Source organism: Corynebacterium sp. HMSC076D02, assembly GCF_001813815.1.
Lineage (GTDB): Bacteria > Actinomycetota > Actinomycetes > Mycobacteriales > Mycobacteriaceae > Corynebacterium > Corynebacterium simulans.
The window spans coordinates 1-19736 of sequence record NZ_KV814016.1; the positions used below are offsets into that span (position 1 = coordinate 1).

General features: G+C 56.1%; 19 protein-coding genes and 5 tRNA genes. 6 read left to right on the forward strand and 18 right to left on the reverse strand.

Annotated features, from left to right (window positions below; genetic code table 11):
- Window positions 1-88 precede the first annotated feature (88 nt).
- A complete protein-coding gene (gene murA / locus HMPREF2935_RS00060; protein WP_070731501.1) occupies window positions 89-1357 on the reverse strand; it encodes a UDP-N-acetylglucosamine 1-carboxyvinyltransferase in 1269 nt (422 codons plus the stop codon).
- A gap of 76 nt (window positions 1358-1433) precedes the next feature.
- Window positions 1434-2273 carry an acetate metabolism transcriptional regulator RamA gene (gene ramA / locus HMPREF2935_RS00065; protein ID WP_061924468.1) on the reverse strand — a complete coding sequence of 280 codons (840 nt, stop codon included), beginning with the start codon at window positions 2271-2273 and terminating at the stop codon, window positions 1434-1436.
- A 257-nt stretch (window positions 2274-2530) separates the two neighbouring features.
- Between ramA and cysK the strand changes: the two genes are divergently transcribed.
- Together cysK and epsC are read left to right on the forward strand one after the other, a co-directional pair.
- Window positions 2531-3466, forward strand: coding sequence for a cysteine synthase A (gene cysK, locus HMPREF2935_RS00070; protein WP_061924471.1), 936 nt, complete (start codon window positions 2531-2533; stop codon window positions 3464-3466).
- Between the two features lie 73 nt (window positions 3467-3539).
- Window positions 3540-4103: a serine O-acetyltransferase EpsC gene (gene epsC, locus HMPREF2935_RS00075; RefSeq protein ID WP_096337004.1), complete on the forward strand. Its 564-nt coding sequence runs from the start codon at window positions 3540-3542 to the stop codon at window positions 4101-4103.
- Between the two features lie 90 nt (window positions 4104-4193).
- Here the strand turns inward: epsC and HMPREF2935_RS00080 are convergent, their stop codons facing one another.
- From HMPREF2935_RS00080 to HMPREF2935_RS00100, 5 genes are all read right to left on the reverse strand, one after another.
- The gene (locus HMPREF2935_RS00080; protein ID WP_070731502.1) at window positions 4194-4493 is read right to left on the reverse strand and encodes a GNAT family N-acetyltransferase; all 300 of its coding nucleotides are present in this window, start codon (window positions 4491-4493) and stop codon (window positions 4194-4196) included.
- Between the two features lie 56 nt (window positions 4494-4549).
- Window positions 4550-4622, reverse strand: a tRNA-Phe gene (locus HMPREF2935_RS00085).
- 21 nt (window positions 4623-4643) lie between these two features.
- Window positions 4644-4717 (reverse strand) — tRNA-Asp (locus HMPREF2935_RS00090).
- 441 nt (window positions 4718-5158) lie between these two features.
- Window positions 5159-5235, reverse strand: a tRNA-Asp gene (locus tag HMPREF2935_RS00095).
- A 48-nt stretch (window positions 5236-5283) separates the two neighbouring features.
- Window positions 5284-5356 (reverse strand) — tRNA-Glu (locus HMPREF2935_RS00100).
- A 94-nt stretch (window positions 5357-5450) separates the two neighbouring features.
- Between HMPREF2935_RS00100 and HMPREF2935_RS00105 the strand changes: the two genes are divergently transcribed.
- Window positions 5451-5783 (forward strand): metal-sensitive transcriptional regulator, encoded by a 333-nt coding sequence (locus HMPREF2935_RS00105; RefSeq protein ID WP_070731503.1) that lies wholly within the window; start codon window positions 5451-5453, stop codon window positions 5781-5783.
- A gap of 118 nt (window positions 5784-5901) precedes the next feature.
- Here HMPREF2935_RS00105 and HMPREF2935_RS12890 read toward each other — a convergent pair whose 3' ends face one another.
- The 5 genes from HMPREF2935_RS12890 to HMPREF2935_RS00125 all read right to left on the reverse strand — a co-directional run bounded on the left by HMPREF2935_RS12890 (window position 5902) and on the right by HMPREF2935_RS00125 (window position 10387).
- Window positions 5902-6480: a hypothetical protein gene (locus HMPREF2935_RS12890; RefSeq protein WP_141755977.1), complete on the reverse strand. Its 579-nt coding sequence runs from the start codon at window positions 6478-6480 to the stop codon at window positions 5902-5904.
- A 3-nt stretch (window positions 6481-6483) separates the two neighbouring features.
- Entirely contained in the window at window positions 6484-7626 is a 1143-nt protein-coding gene (locus HMPREF2935_RS00110) for a hypothetical protein (RefSeq protein ID WP_141755978.1), read from the reverse strand.
- The gene (locus HMPREF2935_RS00115; RefSeq protein ID WP_062037347.1) at window positions 7613-8326 is read right to left on the reverse strand and encodes an ATP-binding cassette domain-containing protein; all 714 of its coding nucleotides are present in this window, start codon (window positions 8324-8326) and stop codon (window positions 7613-7615) included. Before HMPREF2935_RS00115 ends, HMPREF2935_RS00110 begins: the two co-directional genes overlap by 14 nt.
- Window positions 8327-8700: 374 nt before the next feature.
- A tRNA-Lys gene (locus HMPREF2935_RS00120) sits at window positions 8701-8773 on the reverse strand.
- A gap of 111 nt (window positions 8774-8884) precedes the next feature.
- Window positions 8885-10387, reverse strand: coding sequence for an acetyl-CoA hydrolase/transferase family protein (locus HMPREF2935_RS00125; protein ID WP_070731504.1), 1503 nt, complete (start codon window positions 10385-10387; stop codon window positions 8885-8887).
- A gap of 179 nt (window positions 10388-10566) precedes the next feature.
- Here HMPREF2935_RS00125 and dusB point away from each other — a divergent pair, with 179 nt between their 5' ends.
- Together dusB and phoU are read left to right on the forward strand one after the other, a co-directional pair.
- Window positions 10567-11712, forward strand: coding sequence for a tRNA dihydrouridine synthase DusB (dusB, locus tag HMPREF2935_RS00130; RefSeq protein WP_070731505.1), 1146 nt, complete (start codon window positions 10567-10569; stop codon window positions 11710-11712).
- A gap of 49 nt (window positions 11713-11761) precedes the next feature.
- Window positions 11762-12490 (forward strand): phosphate signaling complex protein PhoU, encoded by a 729-nt coding sequence (gene phoU, locus HMPREF2935_RS00135; protein ID WP_070731506.1) that lies wholly within the window; start codon window positions 11762-11764, stop codon window positions 12488-12490.
- Between the two features lie 182 nt (window positions 12491-12672).
- On the opposite strand, the gene pstB is transcribed toward phoU, so the two are convergent.
- From pstB to mshD, 5 genes are all read right to left on the reverse strand, one after another.
- Window positions 12673-13446 (reverse strand): phosphate ABC transporter ATP-binding protein PstB, encoded by a 774-nt coding sequence (pstB, locus tag HMPREF2935_RS00140; protein WP_061924498.1) that lies wholly within the window; start codon window positions 13444-13446, stop codon window positions 12673-12675.
- 49 nt (window positions 13447-13495) lie between these two features.
- A complete protein-coding gene (pstA, locus tag HMPREF2935_RS00145) occupies window positions 13496-14407 on the reverse strand; it encodes a phosphate ABC transporter permease PstA (protein WP_062043418.1) in 912 nt (303 codons plus the stop codon).
- A gap of 16 nt (window positions 14408-14423) precedes the next feature.
- Complete coding sequence (pstC, locus tag HMPREF2935_RS00150) at window positions 14424-15467, reverse strand: phosphate ABC transporter permease subunit PstC (RefSeq protein ID WP_061924504.1); 1044 nt, start codon at window positions 15465-15467, stop codon at window positions 14424-14426.
- Between the two features lie 127 nt (window positions 15468-15594).
- Window positions 15595-16689 carry a phosphate ABC transporter substrate-binding protein PstS gene (pstS, locus tag HMPREF2935_RS00155; protein ID WP_061924506.1) on the reverse strand — a complete coding sequence of 365 codons (1095 nt, stop codon included), beginning with the start codon at window positions 16687-16689 and terminating at the stop codon, window positions 15595-15597.
- 194 nt (window positions 16690-16883) lie between these two features.
- Entirely contained in the window at window positions 16884-17804 is a 921-nt protein-coding gene (gene mshD, locus HMPREF2935_RS00160; protein WP_070731507.1) for a mycothiol synthase, read from the reverse strand.
- A gap of 33 nt (window positions 17805-17837) precedes the next feature.
- On the opposite strand from mshD, the gene HMPREF2935_RS00165 reads away from it, so the two are divergent.
- Window positions 17838-18647 (forward strand): LmeA family phospholipid-binding protein, encoded by an 810-nt coding sequence (locus HMPREF2935_RS00165; RefSeq protein WP_070731508.1) that lies wholly within the window; start codon window positions 17838-17840, stop codon window positions 18645-18647.
- A gap of 2 nt (window positions 18648-18649) precedes the next feature.
- On the opposite strand, the gene HMPREF2935_RS00170 is transcribed toward HMPREF2935_RS00165, so the two are convergent.
- A complete protein-coding gene (locus tag HMPREF2935_RS00170; protein WP_246817742.1) occupies window positions 18650-19678 on the reverse strand; it encodes a diacylglycerol/lipid kinase family protein in 1029 nt (342 codons plus the stop codon).
- Window positions 19679-19736: the final 58 nt, after the last annotated feature.

A 19736-nucleotide genomic window follows, 5' to 3' on the forward strand; every position in this document is an offset into this window, starting at 1 on the left:
TAGCCCCCACCCCACAAACAACACAAATCCCCAGTACACACCGCATTTTTAGGTGCATACTGGGGATAAACAGGGCGTCGTAAAGCGCTTAGTACGTCTCCGGCTCCTGCGTGCGCTTGATGTCAGCGCCCAAACGCGAGAGATTCTCAACGAAGTTCGGGTAGCCACGATCGATGTGGAAGACATCGTGAACGGTGGTTACTTCATCTGCGCACAATGCGGAGAGCACCAACCCAGCGCCGGCACGAATATCGGAGCTCCAAACATGGGTGGAAGAAAGTCTCTGCTGACCACGAATAACAACGTGGTGGCCATCCACCTGCGCATCGGCGCCGAGACGGAGCATCTCATCCACGAAACGGAAGCGGGATTCGAAGACGTTCTCCGTGATGACCGTGGTGCCTTCGGCAACGGCGGAAAGGCCAATCGCCATCGGCTGCAAGTCAGTTGGGAAACCCGGGAATGGAAGCGTTTGGTAATCCACCGCAGTTGGTCGGCCGTTCATGCGAACGCGAAAGCCGTTGTCATAATCTTCGATTTCGGCGCCAGCGGACTTCAGCTTCTCCAGCGGCAGGTGCAGGTGACGCGGCGCGATACCGCCGACGGGGATATCCCCCTGCGTCATCGCTGCAGCATAGGCCCAGGTGCCGGCAACAATGCGGTCACCGATTACCCTGTGTTCGGTGGGATGCAGCTTTTCTACGCCGCGGATCGTGATGGTGGAGGTGCCTTCGCCCTCGATATCTGCGCCCATCTCCTTGAGCATCATGCACAGATCAACGATCTCTGGCTCTCGGGCTGCATTACGCAAGACGGTCTCACCGTCTGCGAGGACAGCGGCGGTAAGAATGTTTTCGGTTGCACCGACGGATGGGAAGTCCAAGCGAATGTTGGCGCCGTGGAGCTCATCGGCCACAGCTACTACCGCGCCATGCTCAATATGGGTACGTGCACCCATCTTCTCCAGACCCGATTGGTGCATATCCAGCGGGCGCGAACCGATGGCATCGCCACCGGGGAGGGCAATCTTCGCATGACCGCAGCGAGAGGTCAGCGGACCCAGCACGCAAACAGAAGCGCGGAACTGACGTACAGCATCGAAGTCCGCGTTTGAGTGGAGCTTTTCGGGGACGGTAATCGTAACGACGTCGCCGTCGATAGTTACTTCGCAGCCTAGGCCTTCTAGAACCTTGCGCATCAACGGGACGTCGAGAATCTGCGGGCAGTTGGTCAACGTCGTGGTGCCTTCCGCCAAAAGCGAGGCGGCCATGAGCTTCAGGACGCTGTTTTTCGCGCCATCAACCACAACCGTGCCTTCGAGCCGTGCACCACCAGAGACAATAAATTGGTCTTTCACATCTTCCTAAACTACCGGATGCCCCTGAAAAACTTCTGCAAGTTTCAGGGGCATCCGGGTAGAAGAACCATGTATATCAGGGCAATGCGCCGATACGGCGAGCGGCATTGACCGCTTCATAACGGGTATGCGCACCGAGTTTGCGCATCACGGAGCGCAGATAGGACTTCACGGTCTCTGCACCGATGCCCATTTCCTCAGCCGCCTCGACGTTGGTGTGGCCAAGCGCCACGCAAGACAGGACATCAAGCTCACGGGCGGAAAGCTTCGTAGACTGCTTAACGCGGACCGGAGAAACCATCTGATCGCACAAAGCCTCAAGTTCCTTGCGCAGATCCTCGTCGTCTACGCGGTTAGCCAACATTCGCAGCTTGGAGTGCGTGGAGCGCACCTGCTCCCACTCCGCGCCATTCATGACGTGGCCGCGGGCAGCGCCGCCCTTACCGCCATCGGCGCGGCGCATCGCGGAATTAACCGCCAAATCCTGCTCCAGACAACGGGCGGTCATGGTTACTTCCTCAATAACCTTGTCTCCCAAACGCACTGGAGAGTGAACGCCGACGTAAAGGACACCGCGGATCTCACGCTGCACCGTGACCGGAACAGCCACGATGGAGTGCAGACCTTCGTCCTGGATGTAGCGGTCATTTTCATGCGAAATGGTGGTCGCACGAGCGTAGTCCGAAACACCTACTGCACGGCGCGTGCTGACAACACGGCCGCCCACTCCGACTCCGGCGTCACTGATCAGGTTTTGCAAAGCCGGCGTGCGCAGGCCGACCCACTGGGTGATCTGCAGACGATTATCGGGAAGCAGGGTTCCGTACATCGTGACGGGAATGCCGGTTGCGGTCTTCAGGGAAGACAGTGCGGCGCGTACGGCTTCGTCGTCATCTTTGAGGCGATGCGGCTCCATGAGAATCTCTCTCCTAGTTGGGGGTAACCAGTAGGTGCACCCATACCCACCATGCGATTCGGGGGTAAAAGAACACGTTCCCCGCAGTATAACCGGCCAATGGGGGTAAGAATAAATCGCCTTACTGCCAAAGCGCGATCCAAATCCCACAGCCAGTGCCCGAATGATCGGTTCAGAAGTTATGTACCGCTTTGTCTAGTAGCGTGGTGTACAGTAGCTAGGGTACGCACGAAGATATTTTCCAAGGAGTCCTCAAAGTGGCTGTCTACAACAACATTCTGGAAACCATCGGCAATACCCCACTGGTTCGCCTGAACCGCCTGACGGAGGGCCTCGGCGCAGAGGTGCTAGTGAAGGTCGAATCCTTCAACCCTGCTAACTCCGTTAAGGACCGCATTGGCAAGGCTATTATCGACGCCGCGGTAGAAGCCGGCGAGCTCAAGCCGGGCGGCACCATCGTCGAGGCCACCTCCGGCAACACCGGCATCGCGCTCGCCTTCGCTGGCGCCACCCTTGGCTACAAGGTCATCCTCACCATGCCGGAGACCATGTCCAACGAGCGCAAGGTGCTGCTGCGTGCTTATGGCGCAGAGATCGTCCTGACCCCAGGTGCAGCCGGCATGAAGGGCGCCGTCGACAAGGCGAATGAGATCATCGCCAACAACGACAACGCCATCCTGGCTTCCCAGTTCGCCAACGAGGCAAACCCGAAGATCCACGAGGCAACCACCGGCCCAGAGATCTGGAACGACGCCGAAGGCAAGGTTGATGCTTTCGTCGCCGGCGTCGGCACCGGCGGCACCGTCACCGGTGTTGGTCGCTACCTGAAGTCCAAGAATGCCGACCTCCACCTAGTTGCCGTCGAGCCGGCTGACTCCCCTGTTTTGTCTGAAGGCCACGCTGGCCCGCACAAGATTCAGGGCATCGGCGCAAACTTCGTCCCAGAGGTACTAGACCGCGAGCTGCTCGACGAGGTCATGACCGCCACCAACGAAGAGGCAATTGAGACCTCCCGCAAGCTAGCTACCGAGGAAGGCCTACTGGTGGGCATTTCCGCCGGCGCAAACATCTCCGCAGCACTCAAGCTGGCTGCTCGCCCAGAGTTTGAGGGCAAGACCATCGTTGCGGTTCTGCCGGACTTTGGTGAGCGTTATGTCTCCACCGTCCTGTTTGAGGACATCCGCGAGGCATAATTTTCCTGTCGTTTGAATGAAAAGCACCCATCTTGTTGGTGGGTGCTTTTTCTTTGCCAGTAGTATGTACCACATGAACGTCCTAAAGATGATTCGCGAGGATTTGGCGAATGCCCGTGACCATGATCCCGCGGCCCGAGGAGATGTGGAGAACGCCATAGTCTACTCTGGCCTGCATGCCATCTGGGTGCACCGCATCTGTCATTGGATGTGGAAGCGCGGTTGGCGCGGCCCTGCGCGCATCCTTGCGCAAATCAATCGCTTCTGGACCGGAATCGAAATCCACCCTGGAGCCACCATTGGACGTCGGTTCTTCATCGACCATGGCATGGGAATCGTCATTGGTGAGACCGCCGAAATCGGCGAGGGCGTGATGATCTATCACGGCGTCACGTTGGGCGGCCAGGTGCTCACCCAAACCAAGCGCCACCCCACTGTCCAAGACAACGTCACGATTGGCGCTGGCGCCAAGGTGTTAGGCCCCATCACCATCGGTGAAGGCTCTGCTATTGGCGCAAACGCAGTTGTCACCAAGGATGTGCCAGCAGAGCACATTGCTATTGGTATTCCAGCAAAGAACCGTCCGCGTAAGAAGGAAGAGCGCATCAAGCTCGTCGACCCTGACTACTACATCTAGGTCCACACACATCGAGGCCGGGCTGCCTGCTCCGCATTTGCGTACAAGACGCGGAGCAGGCAGCCCAGCCTTTTGTCATTTTCGGTGCGCTTAGTGCGCCAGCAACTCCTTATAAGTTTCGTTCTTCTCAATAAAGCGTGCGACGGCAGAGCAAGTAGCAAGTACGCGCTTGTTGGACGAGGCGGCGTCGTCAAGCGCGGCTTTGATGAGAGGCTTCGACAACCCTTGACCTTGGAAGCGCTCGTGCACAACGGTGTGCTGGAAATCGCGAACGTCACCCGAATCGGCGTACTCGGCGTAACCTGCTTCCTCACCCTCCACGGCGATGACGTAGCGGGCATTGTCTGGCTCGTGGTTGATTACTGGTTTCTGGACAGTCATAGACCCCATTAAACCATCACCGAAAACCAAAAAGGTCCCCTTCCAAAAGAAGGAGACCTATTTTGTGGCCAGAGCCAGGATCGAACTGGCGACCCCACACTTTTCAGGCGTGTGCTCTACCGACTGAGCTATCTGGCCAGAAGCCACAAGTGACTTCGGCGACCCTGACGGGACTTGAACCCGCGACCTCCGCCGTGACAGGGCGGCGCGCTAACCAACTGCGCCACAGGGCCATTTTCAATTTTTGTACCTCATTGGGCACGGATAGTTACTTTACACAACGTTGCCGAATTCAAACAAATCTGCAGTTTAACTACGGTTTTCGTTAATTTTGCGCGCCGATTTTTCCAAAGGCCGCATGAGGCAACGTGAAATATAAGCGGGAGCATACATGCAAAGATTTCAGGCCAAGCCATATAAGGCGCTGTAAAGGCGCGTGCGCTTGCCGACGCCGCCTCTTCGAGCCCGAGCCACACCTCACGGCTTCAGCGGCCCCATACGTCGCCATAAAGACGTTTTTGAAGAACGCGCCGCGCCTCTAAGCCCCACCCCGGTGAAACAGCTCCCCGCCCCAACTCACCCCTACACAGTGGTGGCCCCAGTGGATCTCGAGCGGGGACTTAAACGAAAGAAAGCAAAAAGCCAGCTCCATCACTGGAACCGGCTTATCAATATGGCGACCCTGACGGGACTTGAACCCGCGACCTCCGCCGTGACAGGGCGGCGCGCTAACCAACTGCGCCACAGGGCCATATTGAATTTTGACCTTTAAAAGGTCGGCATGAAGCAAGAAGCTTCGTACCCCCAACGGGATTCGAACCCGTGCCGCCGCCGTGAAAGGGCGGTGTCCTAGGCCGCTAGACGATGGGGGCCCATTGCATTGGAGCAACGTCTTAGAAATATACTGGAGTAATCGCGCGTTACAAAATCGCCCCGAAAGGAACCCTTAGATGAACGCAGAAAAACATGTCTGACCAGCAGCAAACCTGCGCCTGCCATGAGCCCCACGTGCACGGGTATAACGCGGATAGCAAAAACAAAGCGAGGTATTTGGCGCGTTTGAAGCGCATCGAGGGCCAAACGCGCGGGATCCACCGCATGATCGAAGAAGACAAATACTGCATTGACATCATCACGCAGATCTCTGCGGTAACCTCCGCGCTGGAAAATGCCTCTTTGGCCTTACTCGAAGACCATATTGAACACTGCGTAGCCGGTGCCGCCGCCGAAGACGGTGAACTGGCCAAGGAGAAGCTCGAGGAAGCCATGACGGCTATTCGCAAGCTGGTTAAGAGCTAACCCCAACCAACACATCAAGCGAATCTTCAGCGACACTTCAAAAGTCTGATTAGATTAAGCATGAGCTCCCCCTAGCCCCTAGACGGGGAAAGGAGGAGCTCTAGCCTGCCGGCACTGACTAAGCTCCAGCCCGTTTGAATTTGTGCAAAGAAGGAATACTCACAAGGAGCGAAAGGCCACTTATTAAAAGTGGGACATGGCCTGGCGGGACAGCAAGGGCAAAAAGAACAAAACGCCATTTCGTTTCGGATGTCGATAGCCAAAGAGCCGTTTGCAAGACGAGTTGCGCTATAAGCAACAATGCGAGTGTATCCACGTTCAAATATTTGCCTGCGAAAAATGTTATTCCCATAAGGACGGTGGATACATAAGCAAACCTGACGCTTCCTACGCCGGTCAGGGAAAATACCCAAGGGACGCTCCACAAGACAACGAGAAGCGTGCTGTCTACGACTAACCACTTCCTTGGAGAACGAGCTTCTAACTCCGAAATCTGATTACGGAACAAAGTTACTGGCAACGCCGCATAAGCAAATGAACATATGGTACCGACATTCACCCCTGCAGTGCCGCTAAGCCAGGGAATTCGTAGCAGCCAGCCTTCAGAGAAGGCTAGAGCTAAACCAATAAACAACATCATCAGCAAGACCACAAAAACTCTGTGACCATGGAAGTACAAGAACGCAAATGATTTCACAGGCTAACCGCTAACTCCACAGGTCGACTGCTCGATACGTTGAACAACATCGCTTACGTCAACTTGTCGGTTAGGATCCCAAGGGAGGCCACTAACCGAAATTCCCAAATCTTTCGCCGGAATTCCACAAATTTGCACATTTGCACGAATCAATTCCGCAGTTCCGACTTGATCCACAAACTCTCCAACGACTCCTTCCAGAGTTGGTTGGCCACTTAGGCTTAAGTGATCTTCTGAAAAATCTCCCCACATCACCGGTCGATTTGAGAAATCTCCCCACTCAGCTGGCACTATTTTAGAGAAGGCTTCCCGCGCCTGGATGTTCAGTAATATGTTTTCTTTTGGAACCTCCGGCCACGCGCAGACATCCGAAACACAGACAATCTGCGCAGAGTCCCTTTGTACAAGGCCAAATTCTGTAAGTTTCTGAGCCCAAAACGTAGAACCTACGATAGCCAGAAGTCCTAAAAGCAAAGCTGCCATGTACAGCTTTCTTCGGTGCCTAAGCAAAGCCGCAGCCGAAACTACAAGCAGCGTCACTCCCACAATCCCTGCAACCGCTATGCCGATTGCTTTCACATCTAGCGTTGTATCCAGAGAACAGCACGCCAAGAAATCGCCAGCTAAATGCCTCAAAACCCCCGGAGAAGTGGCTGGAACGATCGCATACCAAGTATATGCAAGCGCAACCGCAGCACAGACAGAAATAAGAGGCTTAAGTGAAAAGCCAAGTGCGCTTCCAATCAACACCCAGCAAATACCTACGACGCATGAGTACGCCAGCATCATCCAAAAGAATTTGGACGCGAACGATAACGATTCAGCACTTTGGGCTAGGTTAGCCATTACGTAGCCAACGGGAAAAACTAGCGACCATAAAAGCATTCGGTCTCTAAAGATACGAACTACAGAGCTTCGCCCCAATTGCGCAATTTCGCGAAAACGTGATGCTTCCCAAGCCATTCCGGCAGAAACCGCTGGAGCAATAACAACGAACACTAAAGTAGATTGGGCAGCGTTTGACTGGAAATAGGCTGTTTTCCCAAGCTCTGATATAGGAACTGCACTGAGAACAATTCCAGCAAGACAAATCCACAATGACGGGCGTCGAAACCAATGCCTGAATCCGAATCTAGGAACCATCATCGTTCCTCCTCCGCACAAAAGAGCGTGCGAGATTGTGCACTGGATTGTCGTCTAATTCTGATGCTAAATGTATGAATTCTGACCTTGAACCATCGAATCGCAACTTGCCTTTGTCAAGGACAAGAACGCGCTCAAATGGTTTCTGCAGTTCACCTGCATCATGGGTGGAGACAACTAAATTATGCCCCATTTCCACGATCTTTTGATAAATCTTTGTAATGAGCTCCTTGCTAAGGGGATCAAGCGCCGCACTAGGCTCATCAAGAAGTAGAGTTTTCGCCCCAGAATTCAATGCTGTAGCGATTGCCAATCTAGAGCGTTCCCCTCCGCTAAGACTTTCGCATCTCTGATCGGCAACCCTCGACAGATCAACAAAGTTTAGCCACTCCAAGCTATGTTTCTTTGCGATTTTCCTATCCTGACCAAACAACCACGCAACATAAGCGCAGTATTCTCCAGAAGTGAAACCCACAATCGGCATGAATTTCTGCTCGAGTAACGATATAGAGCCCACCCTTAAGACGACCCCGTTGTGCCGAGAAGAATCTGATGCCAGGGCGGAAAAAAGAGTCGACTTTCCCGCACCGTTTGCCCCAAGAAGAAGCGTCGGACGTTCATCTATCGTCAACTGCGGTATATCCAGAATTGTTTTGTTTGAACGTCTTATCTTTAAAGCATCAACTCGAATCGTATCTACCATACGACTTTCCTCCAACTGATGGTCAAACGGTTCCAATCAAACGTATGAATATCGGCATGATAGTTGCCTGCAGCCTGACGCCCCCCAGCCGCCTCGATCCCAACCCCCATAGCACCTGTTGAGAGAACGTGAACCCAGGTCCGGATCCGGCTGCCCTGCTACGACTATCTTCTTCACCGGATTTCACATCTCTTTCTGAGAACTAGGCAAGAGAGACTTGCCTTACCTGAACAAAAGTTTGCTTTCAGCACCGAACAGGGAGAGATGATATTAATACCTAAAGCTTGGCTATTCTTACATAAATAAATGAGATATATCAAGGCACAAGGTGGGCATAAAAAATTCCCCTTGGCTTTACCAAGGGGAATCAAATGTGGGCCCTCCGGGGCTCGAACCCGGGACCTGCGGATTAAAAGTCCGTAGCTCTACCAGCTGAGCTAAAGGCCCATCGCGAAACCATTTTAGTAGGCCCCGCTAAAGAAACGAAACTGGCCCCCACTTTATTGCGGGGAGCCAGTCATGTTTGCTCGTCAGGGGGCTAAATGCCGCTGAGTTTGCTTAGCCGCGCATATCGCCCTTTTCGGCGAAGTTGATCTGGAAGTCGAAGGCAGTCTTCAGATCGTGCGGGGTGTGGACGAACTTGTTGGCGGAAGCACGCTCGTAGTACTCCTCCAGCAGCGGACGGTAATCCGGGTGCGCCACAGCGATGACCTTTTCCACGCGCTCACGCGGTGCGAGACCACGCAGGTCAGCGACACCGTACTCGGTGATGATGACCATGGTGTCGTGCTCGGTGTGGTCAGTGTGGGAAACGAAAGGAACAATCGCGGAGATTGCGCCGCCCTTTGCCACAGACGGGGAAACGAACGTGGAGATGTAACCGTTGCGGGTGAAGTCACCGGAGCCGCCGGTGCCGTTCATAATGCGGGAGCCGCCAACGTTGGTGGAGTTGATGTTGCCGTAAATATCGGCCTCAATCATGCCGTTGGAGGAGATAAGACCCACGCGGCGGATGACCTCAGGGTGGTTGGAGACCTGCTGCGGACGCAGGATGATGTGCTTGCGGTAGCGCTCTGCCTCAGCGTTCATCTTCTCTGCGTACTCCGGGGAAAGTGCAAAGGAGGTAGCGGAAGCGACAGACATCTTGCCGGCGTCGATAAGGTCGAGCATGCCGTCCTGGATGACCTCGGTGTAGGCCTGAATGTTTTCAAACTTGGACTCCAGCAGGCCTGCCATCACGGCGTTAGGGACATTACCCACGCCGGACTGCATGATGAACTTGTCATACTCTAGGCGGCCAGCAGCAACCTCGCCTTCGAGGAACTCGATGAAGTTAGCAGCGATCTTCTCGGACACCTCATCCGGAGCCTTAAATGGCGCGTTGCGGTCCGGAGCATTGGTCTCAACGACTGCGACAACCTTTTCGGTCGGCAGCTCGATGTACGGGGTACCGATGCGGTCATCAACCTTGGTGATCGGGATTGGCTGGCGGTTAGGCAGCTTCTCGATCTTGTAAATGTCGTGCATGCCCTCGAGGTTCTCGGACTGCCAGGTGTTTACCTCGAGAATAATCTTGTCTGCAGCTTCGATGTATTCCAGGTTATTGCCCACTGCAGAAGACGGGATGATGTTGCCGTCTTCCAGGATGCGGACAACCTCGATGATTGCGACCTGGAAATCGCCGTAGAAGCCCTCCTCTACCTGCTGGCCGGAGTGGGAAAGGTGAATGTCCTGGTAAAGAATCTCGCCTGCGTTGGCCTTGTTACGCAGAGTCGGATCGGAGTTGTACGGAGAGCGGAAGCGCAGTGCGTCCGCCTCTGCCAGCACACCGTCACAATCCGGTGCGGTGGAAGCGCCGGAGAAGACATCGATCTTGAATTCCTCACCAGCAGCGTGTGCAGCCTTTGCCTTTTCAGCGATGGCGGTAGGCAGCGCCTTTGGGTAGCCCGCACCGGTAAAGCCTGAGATACCGACGCGGTCACCGTGATTGACAAACTTTGCAGCTTCTTCAGCAGAAACGACAAGTTCCTTAAACGGCACGTATCCGATCCTATCGGTCAAAGTAAATCCTCCTTTATATATAGGGCCGACCGTACGACACGATCAGCCCCTTTAAGTTACATGCACCACATTAGCGAACTTGTTGAGGTTTTACCGAAAACTTCGCAAACTTACACACCCCCGTCACAACGACGCGCCAAACTTGCCACGCCACCTGCCCAAAGAGCACAATTGGCTGCGTGAATCTTGCAATCGGAAAAATCGAGCTCAACTCCCCCGTTGTCCTAGCCCCTATGGCGGGCGTAACCAACGTGGCCTTCCGCACGCTCTGCCGGGAACAAGAAATTGCGAAGACCGGAACGGTCTCCGGACTATATGTATGCGAGATGGTCACCGCTCGCGCGTTGGTCGAGCGCAATGAAAAGACCATGCACATGACCACGTTCGGGCCAGACGAAAATCCACGCTCGCTACAGCTGTACACCGTCGATCCGGAGTACACCTACAAGGCAGCAAAGATGATCGTTGATGAAAACCTGGCCGATCACATCGACATGAATTTCGGCTGCCCCGTGCCCAAGGTAACTCGTCGCGGTGGCGGCTCAGCTCTGCCCTATAAGCGCCGTCTCTTCGGCAACATCGTCGCCGCCGCAGTTAAGGCCACAGAGGGCACCGACATTCCGGTTACCGTGAAGATGCGCGTGGGCATCGACGACGAGCACCACACGCACTTGGACGCAGGACGCATCGCAGTGGAGGAGGGTGCCACGGCCGTCGCCTTGCATGGGCGCACAGCCGCGCAGCGCTACTCCGGCCATGCCGATTGGAATGAGATCGCACGGCTCAAGGAGCATCTAGCCGATACCGGCATCCCGGTGCTGGGCAACGGAGATATCTTCAAGGCCACCGATGCCCGCGCCATGATGGAGCAGACGGGCTGCGACGGCGTCGTCGTCGGGCGCGGCTGCCTCGGCCGCCCCTGGCTCTTCGCAGAACTGTCGGCGGAGCTGCGTGGCGAGCCAATTCCTTCCGAGCCAACCTTGGGCGAAGTGACGCAGATTATGATTAGGCATGCGGAGCTGCTGGCGCAGCACGATGGCGAGCGCCAGGCCAGCCGCGATATCCGCAAGCACGTGGGTTGGTACCTGCGCGGATTCCCCGTGGGAGGCGAGGTACGCTCGGGCCTTTCGCGCGTGGATTCGGTAAATAACCTGCGCGAATTGCTGGCACCGTGGGCCGATTCGCAGGCGCTTGCCGACGACGCGGATGGCGCACGTGGGCGTCAAGGCTCACCCGCCAAGGTGGTTCTACCCGAGGGTTGGCTGGACGATCCAGAGGACGCAACAGTGCCCGAAGGTGCAGAAATTATGCATTCGGGCGGATAGACAAAGCCATAACGAGCATTAGACCAAAAAGTGGTCTATCATTTCCGACATGCGCACCGCATATCGCGAACATCTAGATAGCTTCTCGCACGACCTCATTATCATGTGCGACATCGTCCATAACACCTTAAGGCTCGCCTCTGAAGCACTGATTGACTCCGAACTCCACGCCGCTGAAGAGGCCATGTCTTTGCGCGAGGAACTGGACGAAGTCCGCAACCGCTGCGAGGAGCGCGCTGTCTTGCTGCTCGCGCTCGAAAATCCCATGGCCAAAGATCTCCGCCAGGTCGTCTCCTCCATCTACATCGTGGAAGACCTCCACCGCATGGGCCGTCTGGCCCAACACGTGGTATCGGCTGCCCGCCGACGCCACCCAGAAAAGGTGGTGCCCGCAGAGTACATCGGCTATTTTGAGGAGCTCGCACGCTTAAACGACGACATGATTAGGATGTTGCGCGAAATCTTAGTGACCCCGGACCCCGATACCGCCCTGCGGATGGCCTCTGAAGATGATGCGGTAGATGACATCAACCACTACCTTTTGTCCATCCTGACGAATCGAGAGTGGGAAGCAAGCGTGCGCGAGGCCGTGGAAACTGCCCAAATGACCCGCTACTACGAGCGTTTCGCCGATCACTGCGTCAGCGTGGCCGGCCGCATCATTTACCTGTCCACCGGGCTCGCTCCGGAGGCCTATATGGCCAAATTAAGCGAGGAAGAAAGGGACAAAGAGTTCGAGTCCCGCATGGCCGAGCTCGAACGCCAGTTCCGCCATTAATCCTCACTAGGTAGCTAGACCTTTAAGGCAACGCTGAAGCACATTCAATCCAACTACAGGCGTTTCACGAAAACTATCTATCTAGATCAATCTTCACTGTCTCTAATAACGCTAAACCCCGCTTCCCTCTTGTTTCAAAGGAAGCGGGGTTTATCCGTCTGCTACATGGAAGCTACTAAGGCTTAGCCGAAGCGGCCGGAGATGTAGTCCTCAGTGTCCTTCTTAGACGGGTTCTTGAAAATGGTGGTGGTGTCATCGAACTCCACCAGGTGGCCCGGCTTGCCGGTGGCCTCGAGGGAGAAGAAACCGGTCTTGTCGGACACACGCGCTGCCTGCTGCATGTTGTGGGTCACGATAACGATGGTGAAGTTTTCCTTCAGCTCGTGGATAAGGTCCTCAACGGCCAAGGTGGAAATTGGGTCCAGTGCAGAGCAAGGCTCGTCCATGAGGAGAACCTCTGGCTCCACGGCAATCGCGCGAGCGATGCACAGACGCTGCTGCTGACCACCGGACAGGCCGCCGCCCGGCTTGTCCAGACGGTCCTTAACCTCATCCCATAGGTTTGCGCCACGCAGGGACTTCTCGGCGACTTCCTTCAGCTTCTTCTTGTTCTTCTCACCGGACAGACGCAGGCCGGCGACAACGTTGTCCTCGATGGACATGGTTGGGAACGGGTTTGCCTTCTGGAAGACCATGCCGATGGTGTTACGGACGGAGACTGGGTCAACCTTTGGGCCGTAGATGTTCTGGCCGTCGAGCAGGATCTCACCCTTGACGGAAGCGCCAGGGATGACCTCGTGCATGCGGTTGATGGTGCGCAGAACGGTGGACTTACCGCAGCCGGAAGGGCCGATGAACGCAGTAACTGCCTGTGCTGGGATCTGCATGTTGACGTTCTGTACGGCGTGGAAATCACCGTAGTAGATGTTCACGTCATTGAGCTCAAGCTTTGACATTTTTTGAATTACTCCTGTTGAGGGGCTTTAGGTGTGGCGGGCGGGCGTGTTACTTCTTGACGGAGAACTTCGCAGAAACGAAGCGCGCCGCAATGTTGAGGATTGCAATCAGCAGGACCAGCGTCAGTGCCGCGCCCCACAGCTTGTCCAGAACGGCCGGCTGGGCGCCGGACTTGTACATATCAAGCATCATCAGCGGCAAGGAAGACATTGCGCCATCCATTGCGTCCCAGTTGATGGAAGAGGTCGAGCCGACCAAGACCAGAACCGGAGCGGACTCACCCATGACGCGGGCAACGGCCAGCATGATGCCGGTGACGATGCCGGACAGAGCGGTTGGCAGAACGATGCGGGCGATGGTCTTCCACTTCGGCACTCCCAGCGCATAGGAAGCCTCACGCAGGTCCATCGGGACGACGCGCAGCATCTCCTCCGTGTTACGAACGACGATTGGAATCATCAGCAGCACCAGAGAAAGCGCCACTGCCATGCCGGAACGGTCGAAGCCGAAGAGCGTGATCCACATTGCGAAGACGAACAACGCAGCGACGATGGAAGGAACACCAGAAAGGATGTCGACCATGAAGGTGGTCAGGCGGCTCAGCAGACCGCCGCGGGAATACTCCACCAAGTAGATAGCGGTGAAGATGCCAATCGGGACGGAAATGATGGTTGCCAGGAGGGTCTGGACGAAGGTACCGATAATCGCGTGCAATGCACCGCCGCCAGCCTCGGTATCAAGGATTCCGCGCTGCGAGGTAGTCCACCATTCAGGGGTGAAAATGGCGCCGGCACCGCGAGCAAAAAGCTCCCAGAGCACCCAGACGAGTGGAATCATCGCGATGATCATCGTGGCCCACACGACGAAGGTGGCGATGTTGTTGGCGGTCTTGCGGCCGCCGGAAATATCAAGGAACGCCGATCCGGAGTTCTGCGGAAGGGTCTTTACTGGGGTAGACATTCAGGTTTACCTCTTCCTACTTCTTCTTCACGATGGAACGGGCAATGGCATTGACCACGAAGGTCAGCAGGAACAGCATGAGGCCGGCTGCGATATAAGCACCCGCACGCATCTCGTTACCGAACTCGGAAGCTGCCAGAGCGATCGCAGTAGCGAAGGTAGTACCGCCGTCGAAAAGCGAGAAGCGGAAATCAATCAGCGGCGAGACAACCATGTACAGCGCCATGGTCTCACCCAGCGCACGGCCCAGGCCCAGCATGGAACCGGCGATGTAACCGGACATACCAAAAGGCAGGACGGTCATGCGGATAACTTCCCAGCGGGTAGCGCCCAGCGCCAACGCGGACTCAATCTGGCCCGGAGGGGTCTGCACAAAGACCTCACGCGCGGTGGCGGCGATGATGGGCAGAATCATCACTGCCAGCACGATGCCACCGGTGAAGATGTTGCGGCCGGTCTCGAAGGAAGGCGAGTTGTCGTAGGTGGTGAACAGGAAGAAGCCGCCAGCCCACGAATGAATCCACTTATAAAAGCCTGAAAGAGCCGGGCCAAGAACCTGCCAGCCCCACAGACCGTAAACGATGGACGGAACGGCAGCGAGCATGTCGACCAAGAAGCCAAGCGGCTTCACTGCGCGGGCCGGAGCATAGTTGGAAAGGAAGATAGCAATGCCAAGCGCAACCGGCATCGCAATCAGCAAGGCAACGACGGAGATAAGCACCGTGGAGCCGAACATGGTCGGGATACCGAACTGCATTGCGTCAGTGTTGTTAGTCTCCCAGCGCTGACCGTAGGTGAAAAAGCCTAGGAAGCCGCCCTCGTTGACGTTCAGTGCAGGCACTGCGCGCCAAATCAGGAAGGCTGCAATGGCAGCGATCATCACGGTGATTAAGGTTGCGGAGGCGGTGGAGAGAAACTCGAAAATTCGGTCACCTGGGCGCTTTACACCCGAACCGGACTTCACGATTGCGGCCTCGGAGCTACCAGCAGAAGAAGCAGGCCGCGAGGCGGCTTCTGTCTGCTCATTTGGTGGCGCCGTGGTGAGATTGTTGTCTGCCATGAGACTACGAAATCCTTTTCAACGGAAACTGTGGGAATTAATGTGCAACACACCGCAGCCCCCAAAGGCGCTCTAATGAACGGATTTGGGGGCGGACGGTGCTGTCTTTTATTGCGTATCCAGCAAATTACTGGATTGCGTCAACAGCAGACTTCAGACGCTCGAGGTGGTCACCGGTAACAGGGATGAATCCAGCAGACTCGAGGTCGGAGCTCTGGTTATCCAGAACGGTCTTGAAGAAAGCCTTGACCAGTGCGGAGGTCTCCTCATCGTAACCAGCGGAGCAAACGATGTTGTAGGTGGTCAGGATGAGCGGGTAGGAACCCTTGGTGTCGGAACCGAAGAGCGCCTCGGAGTCAACAACCATGTTGTGCTCGGAGCCGGTCTCCTTGAACTTCAGGTTGTCGAGTGCAACGCCGACGGTCTCGTTGGACAGCTCAACCGGGCCGTTGCCGAAGTCGATCTTGGCAATCTTGACGCCGTCAGACTCCTTCTGGTGTGCGTAGCCAGCCTCAACGTAGGTGATTGCACCGTCGATGGAAGCAACCTGGTCAGCAACGCCGGAGGAACCGTTTGCGCCCTCGCCGACAGCGTCCGGGAACTGCTTGCCCTCGTTGTCCCAGTTGCCGGTGGCGGTCTTCAGGAACTTCTGGAAGTTGTCGGAGGTACCGGACTCGTCAGAACGGAAGATGACGGTGATGTCGGTGTCTGGGAGGTCAACGCCCTCGTTGGAAGCCTTGATCTCTTCGTCGTTCCACTTGGTGATCTCGCCCTTGAAGATCTTTGCCAGGGTCTCGGTCTTCAGGTTTACTTCCTTGTCACCCAGGTTGTATGCGATTGCAACCGGGCCGATGGTGGTTGGCAGGTGCCATGCGTCGTTACCCTCGCAACGCTCCTTGGCAGCCTCAACCTCACCCTTGTCCTCCTTCAGAGCGGAGTCGGAACCAGCGAAGTCAACGGTGCCGTTGGTGAAAGCCTCAACGCCAGCGCCGGAGCCGGAGGAGGTGTAGGAGAAGTTAGCGTCTGGGTGCTCGTCCAGGAAGGCCTTCTCAAAGACGGACATTGCGCTCTTCTGGGAGGATGCGCCCTCACCGGTGAGGTCACCGGAGACCTCAGAGCCACCCTCAGAGCCCGAACCGGATTCAGAGCAGGCAACAAGGCCGGTGGAGGTTGCGGCAACAATGCCGAAGATTGCAGCGGTGCGCTTGAAGTTGCGGATCACAGGAAACCTTTCCAAAGCAGAACAGAGATTGTTATCCGAGCAAACCGCACATCGCATTGGTAAAAGCGAAAGAGTTGAAAGAGAACTACCAACACCGCGGTTAACTCACAAAACGTAAAGCTATCCGCGGCGGGTTAACCACAGAGGTGATTTCAGGTGAACAACAAGTGAACATGTCGCCAAAGCCGGTGAGACTAATCACGCCCTGAGTAGACAGAGTGGTCTTCAATGACGCTAAATCCGAGGCGTTCATAAAGCTTTACAGCCGGTTCATTGTCCGCCTCGACATAGAGAATTACCCGGTCAGCCCCCTTTTCCATCATTCGATTCAGACCATAGCGCAGCAAAGGATTTCCCAAACCTTGACCGCGATAAGCCTTCGAAATGCCGATCACATAAACCTCACCAAACTCATCAGTTTCCTCCTTGTGCCATTTGGTCCAGTGGAATCCGGCCAGCACGGGGGCTGCCCCATCATCGTCTTTCTTGGTGTCCCAATAGAAAAGGACATCTGCCGGATCGAACCATTCCGCTTCCATCCCGCGGTGCAAACGCTCTATATCCCATCCACCTTGCTCCGGGTGCCAGGAAAAGGCTTCGTTGTTGGCACGCACCCATTCCTGCTCGACCAAATCCGTGCCCCACCGCTCTACCGAATCGGTGAAGTTGGCGGGAGTATACGGGGCGTCGCCAAGCGTGGAGTGCTCCACCAAATCCTTACCGGCAACCTTCATGACCAGAAGCTGACGCACCTTTTCCATGTGGTTATTCTGTGCCACAGCCTGGGCTGCCGGCAGATTGCCGTGGGCCCAGACATTTGCTGCAGGCTTTATCGCCCGCACGGCGTTAAGAAGCTCGTTGCCCCAGCCACGGCCACGATAATCGGGGTGGATAAACATCTCGGCGTCGTCTCCGGCGACAGCTGCAAGGCCTACCGGCTCCGCGGCGTCGCTGAGCACCAAGTGCGTGTGTTCCAAGCGCGCGTCATCCAGGCCCAAGATGAATTGCTCCGACAGGGGCGCAATACCGTCGACGCCCCGTGCTAAATCAGCGATTTTCTTGAGCTTGCCTGCGAGTTCTGGGCACTCTGGAAGTTGATAGGTTTCGATATTCATACCCACCAGCGTACGTGCGGTAAGAATAGAAGAGTGACTGTTCTGCAAATCAACCGCAACGTTGTCCGCCTCGGCATCGTCGCCGTCGTGGGCACCCTCGCCTGGCTTTCGGATTCTGCCGTGGCCATGCACGCAGAGCACACCGTGGCCCAAGAATCGAAGGCGGTCTCGCGCCTCGAAAATACTCCCGACGTCTACATCGGCGGCTTTCCTTATACGCTCGCCACGCTGACCAAAGAGATTCCTTATCTCGAGGTGCAATCTCTCGACGTCGAGGTGCCAAAGCTAGGCATGGTCAATGCTTCGACCACCATGCGCGATATCACCATTACCCCGCAACAGGTCTTTAGCGGAAAATTCGAAGGCGCCCCCGTCTCGACCTATACCCGCAGCATCAGCCTGGATGGCGTGGCGCTGGGCAGGCTGATGGGCATTACTGATCTTTCGATTGCAAACCCCGACAACATCTCCCCTATCGGCGGCACCGCAGCCGAAGCAGAGCTGACGGGTACGCTGCCAGGAGATAAAAAGAAGTCAACGGCAAAGGTCGCGTTGCGCCTGGTTGGCGAGCAATTCCACATGAATGTCTACGACACCGAGGATCCGCGCCTGAAGAAGGCCTTCTCGATGCAATTCGACACCCGCGACCTACCGCTGCCTGCACAGGCGACGTCCGTGAAACTGCATGGTGGCTCCATCACCTTTGAGGTGCAGCGCCGCAACATCAAGTTGAAGTCCACCCAGCTGTCCCCTCTCGAAATCGAGGGTTCGGAGGAAAAGGCAGTGAAGGACGCGGAAAAGCGCGCCGTGGACACCGCCCAGCGCGTTGGTCAGGCCAGTTAGCGCTACTTAATCCGCACCAGATCGCGAAGAATCTCGCGCACGCTGCGCTCATGCGGCGGGCGTGGCTGCGAAGGCGCAAAGACTTCGATGGCATCTGCCACCGACTCCAAATGCACCTTGGTGAACTTGCCTTCGGACTCACCATCGGCCTGGAAGCGCTTCGGGGTCGGCGTTTCCAGTTCGACCACCTGCGCATCGTCGAATTGCAATGCGCGGGCCTGGGTAATCTTGCTCAACACGCGCTTGCGATCAACGCCCATCAGGTGCAGCATGCCCACCAAACCGTGAATGCCGCCCAAGTCAGAAACACCGAAGAGCCCCAGACCCTTGTCAAAGGAATTGCGCGGGTTAGTAACCACCGGCAGCGGGCCCAAGAAGGTCCACGGGTTGGTATTGGAGGTAAACATCAAAGGCACCTTGTGCGCGGTAAATTCCTTGCCCTCGCTATTGACCGCATGGACGGAAATCTCCGGCGGAATGACGCGTGCACGCAGGTAAGCCTGCGCGGAGACCGCCAGATAACGCAACGGGGTGGCTGCAAAGCCCATCTCGCGGGCACGATCGACGCGCGCCAAGACATCCGCATCGAGGCCGAAGCCGGCGTTGACCGCGAACCAGCGCTCGTTCCAGGTGCCAAGGCGAATGGTGCGGCGGGTATCGCGCTCCAGCAGGCGTGCCAGTACGTGGGCAGCCTCCACAGGAGTATTCGGAATGCCTAAAGCACGGACGAAGACGTTGGCGGAACCAGTCGGAATAACGCCGAGCACCGGCAGCTCCTCCGGAGCCGGGCGCTGGTCATTATCTGCCGGACCGAGCAATCCGTTGACAACTTCATTGACCGTGCCGTCGCCGCCAAAGACGACAATGGCGTCATAATCCGCACGCCGAAGACCGCGCACGATCTCTTCTGCATGCCCCGCATAATGGGTAAATTGCATGCGCAGGTGGGCGCCTTCGACATCGCGCAGCAGCGGGATGACCTGCCTGAATAATGCATCGCTCTGCGAAGTCGAGTTCGGATTTGAAATCATTAATACTCGCACAGCGAACCAGCCTAGTGGTTTATATCCCTTTAAGACGACTAGGCTG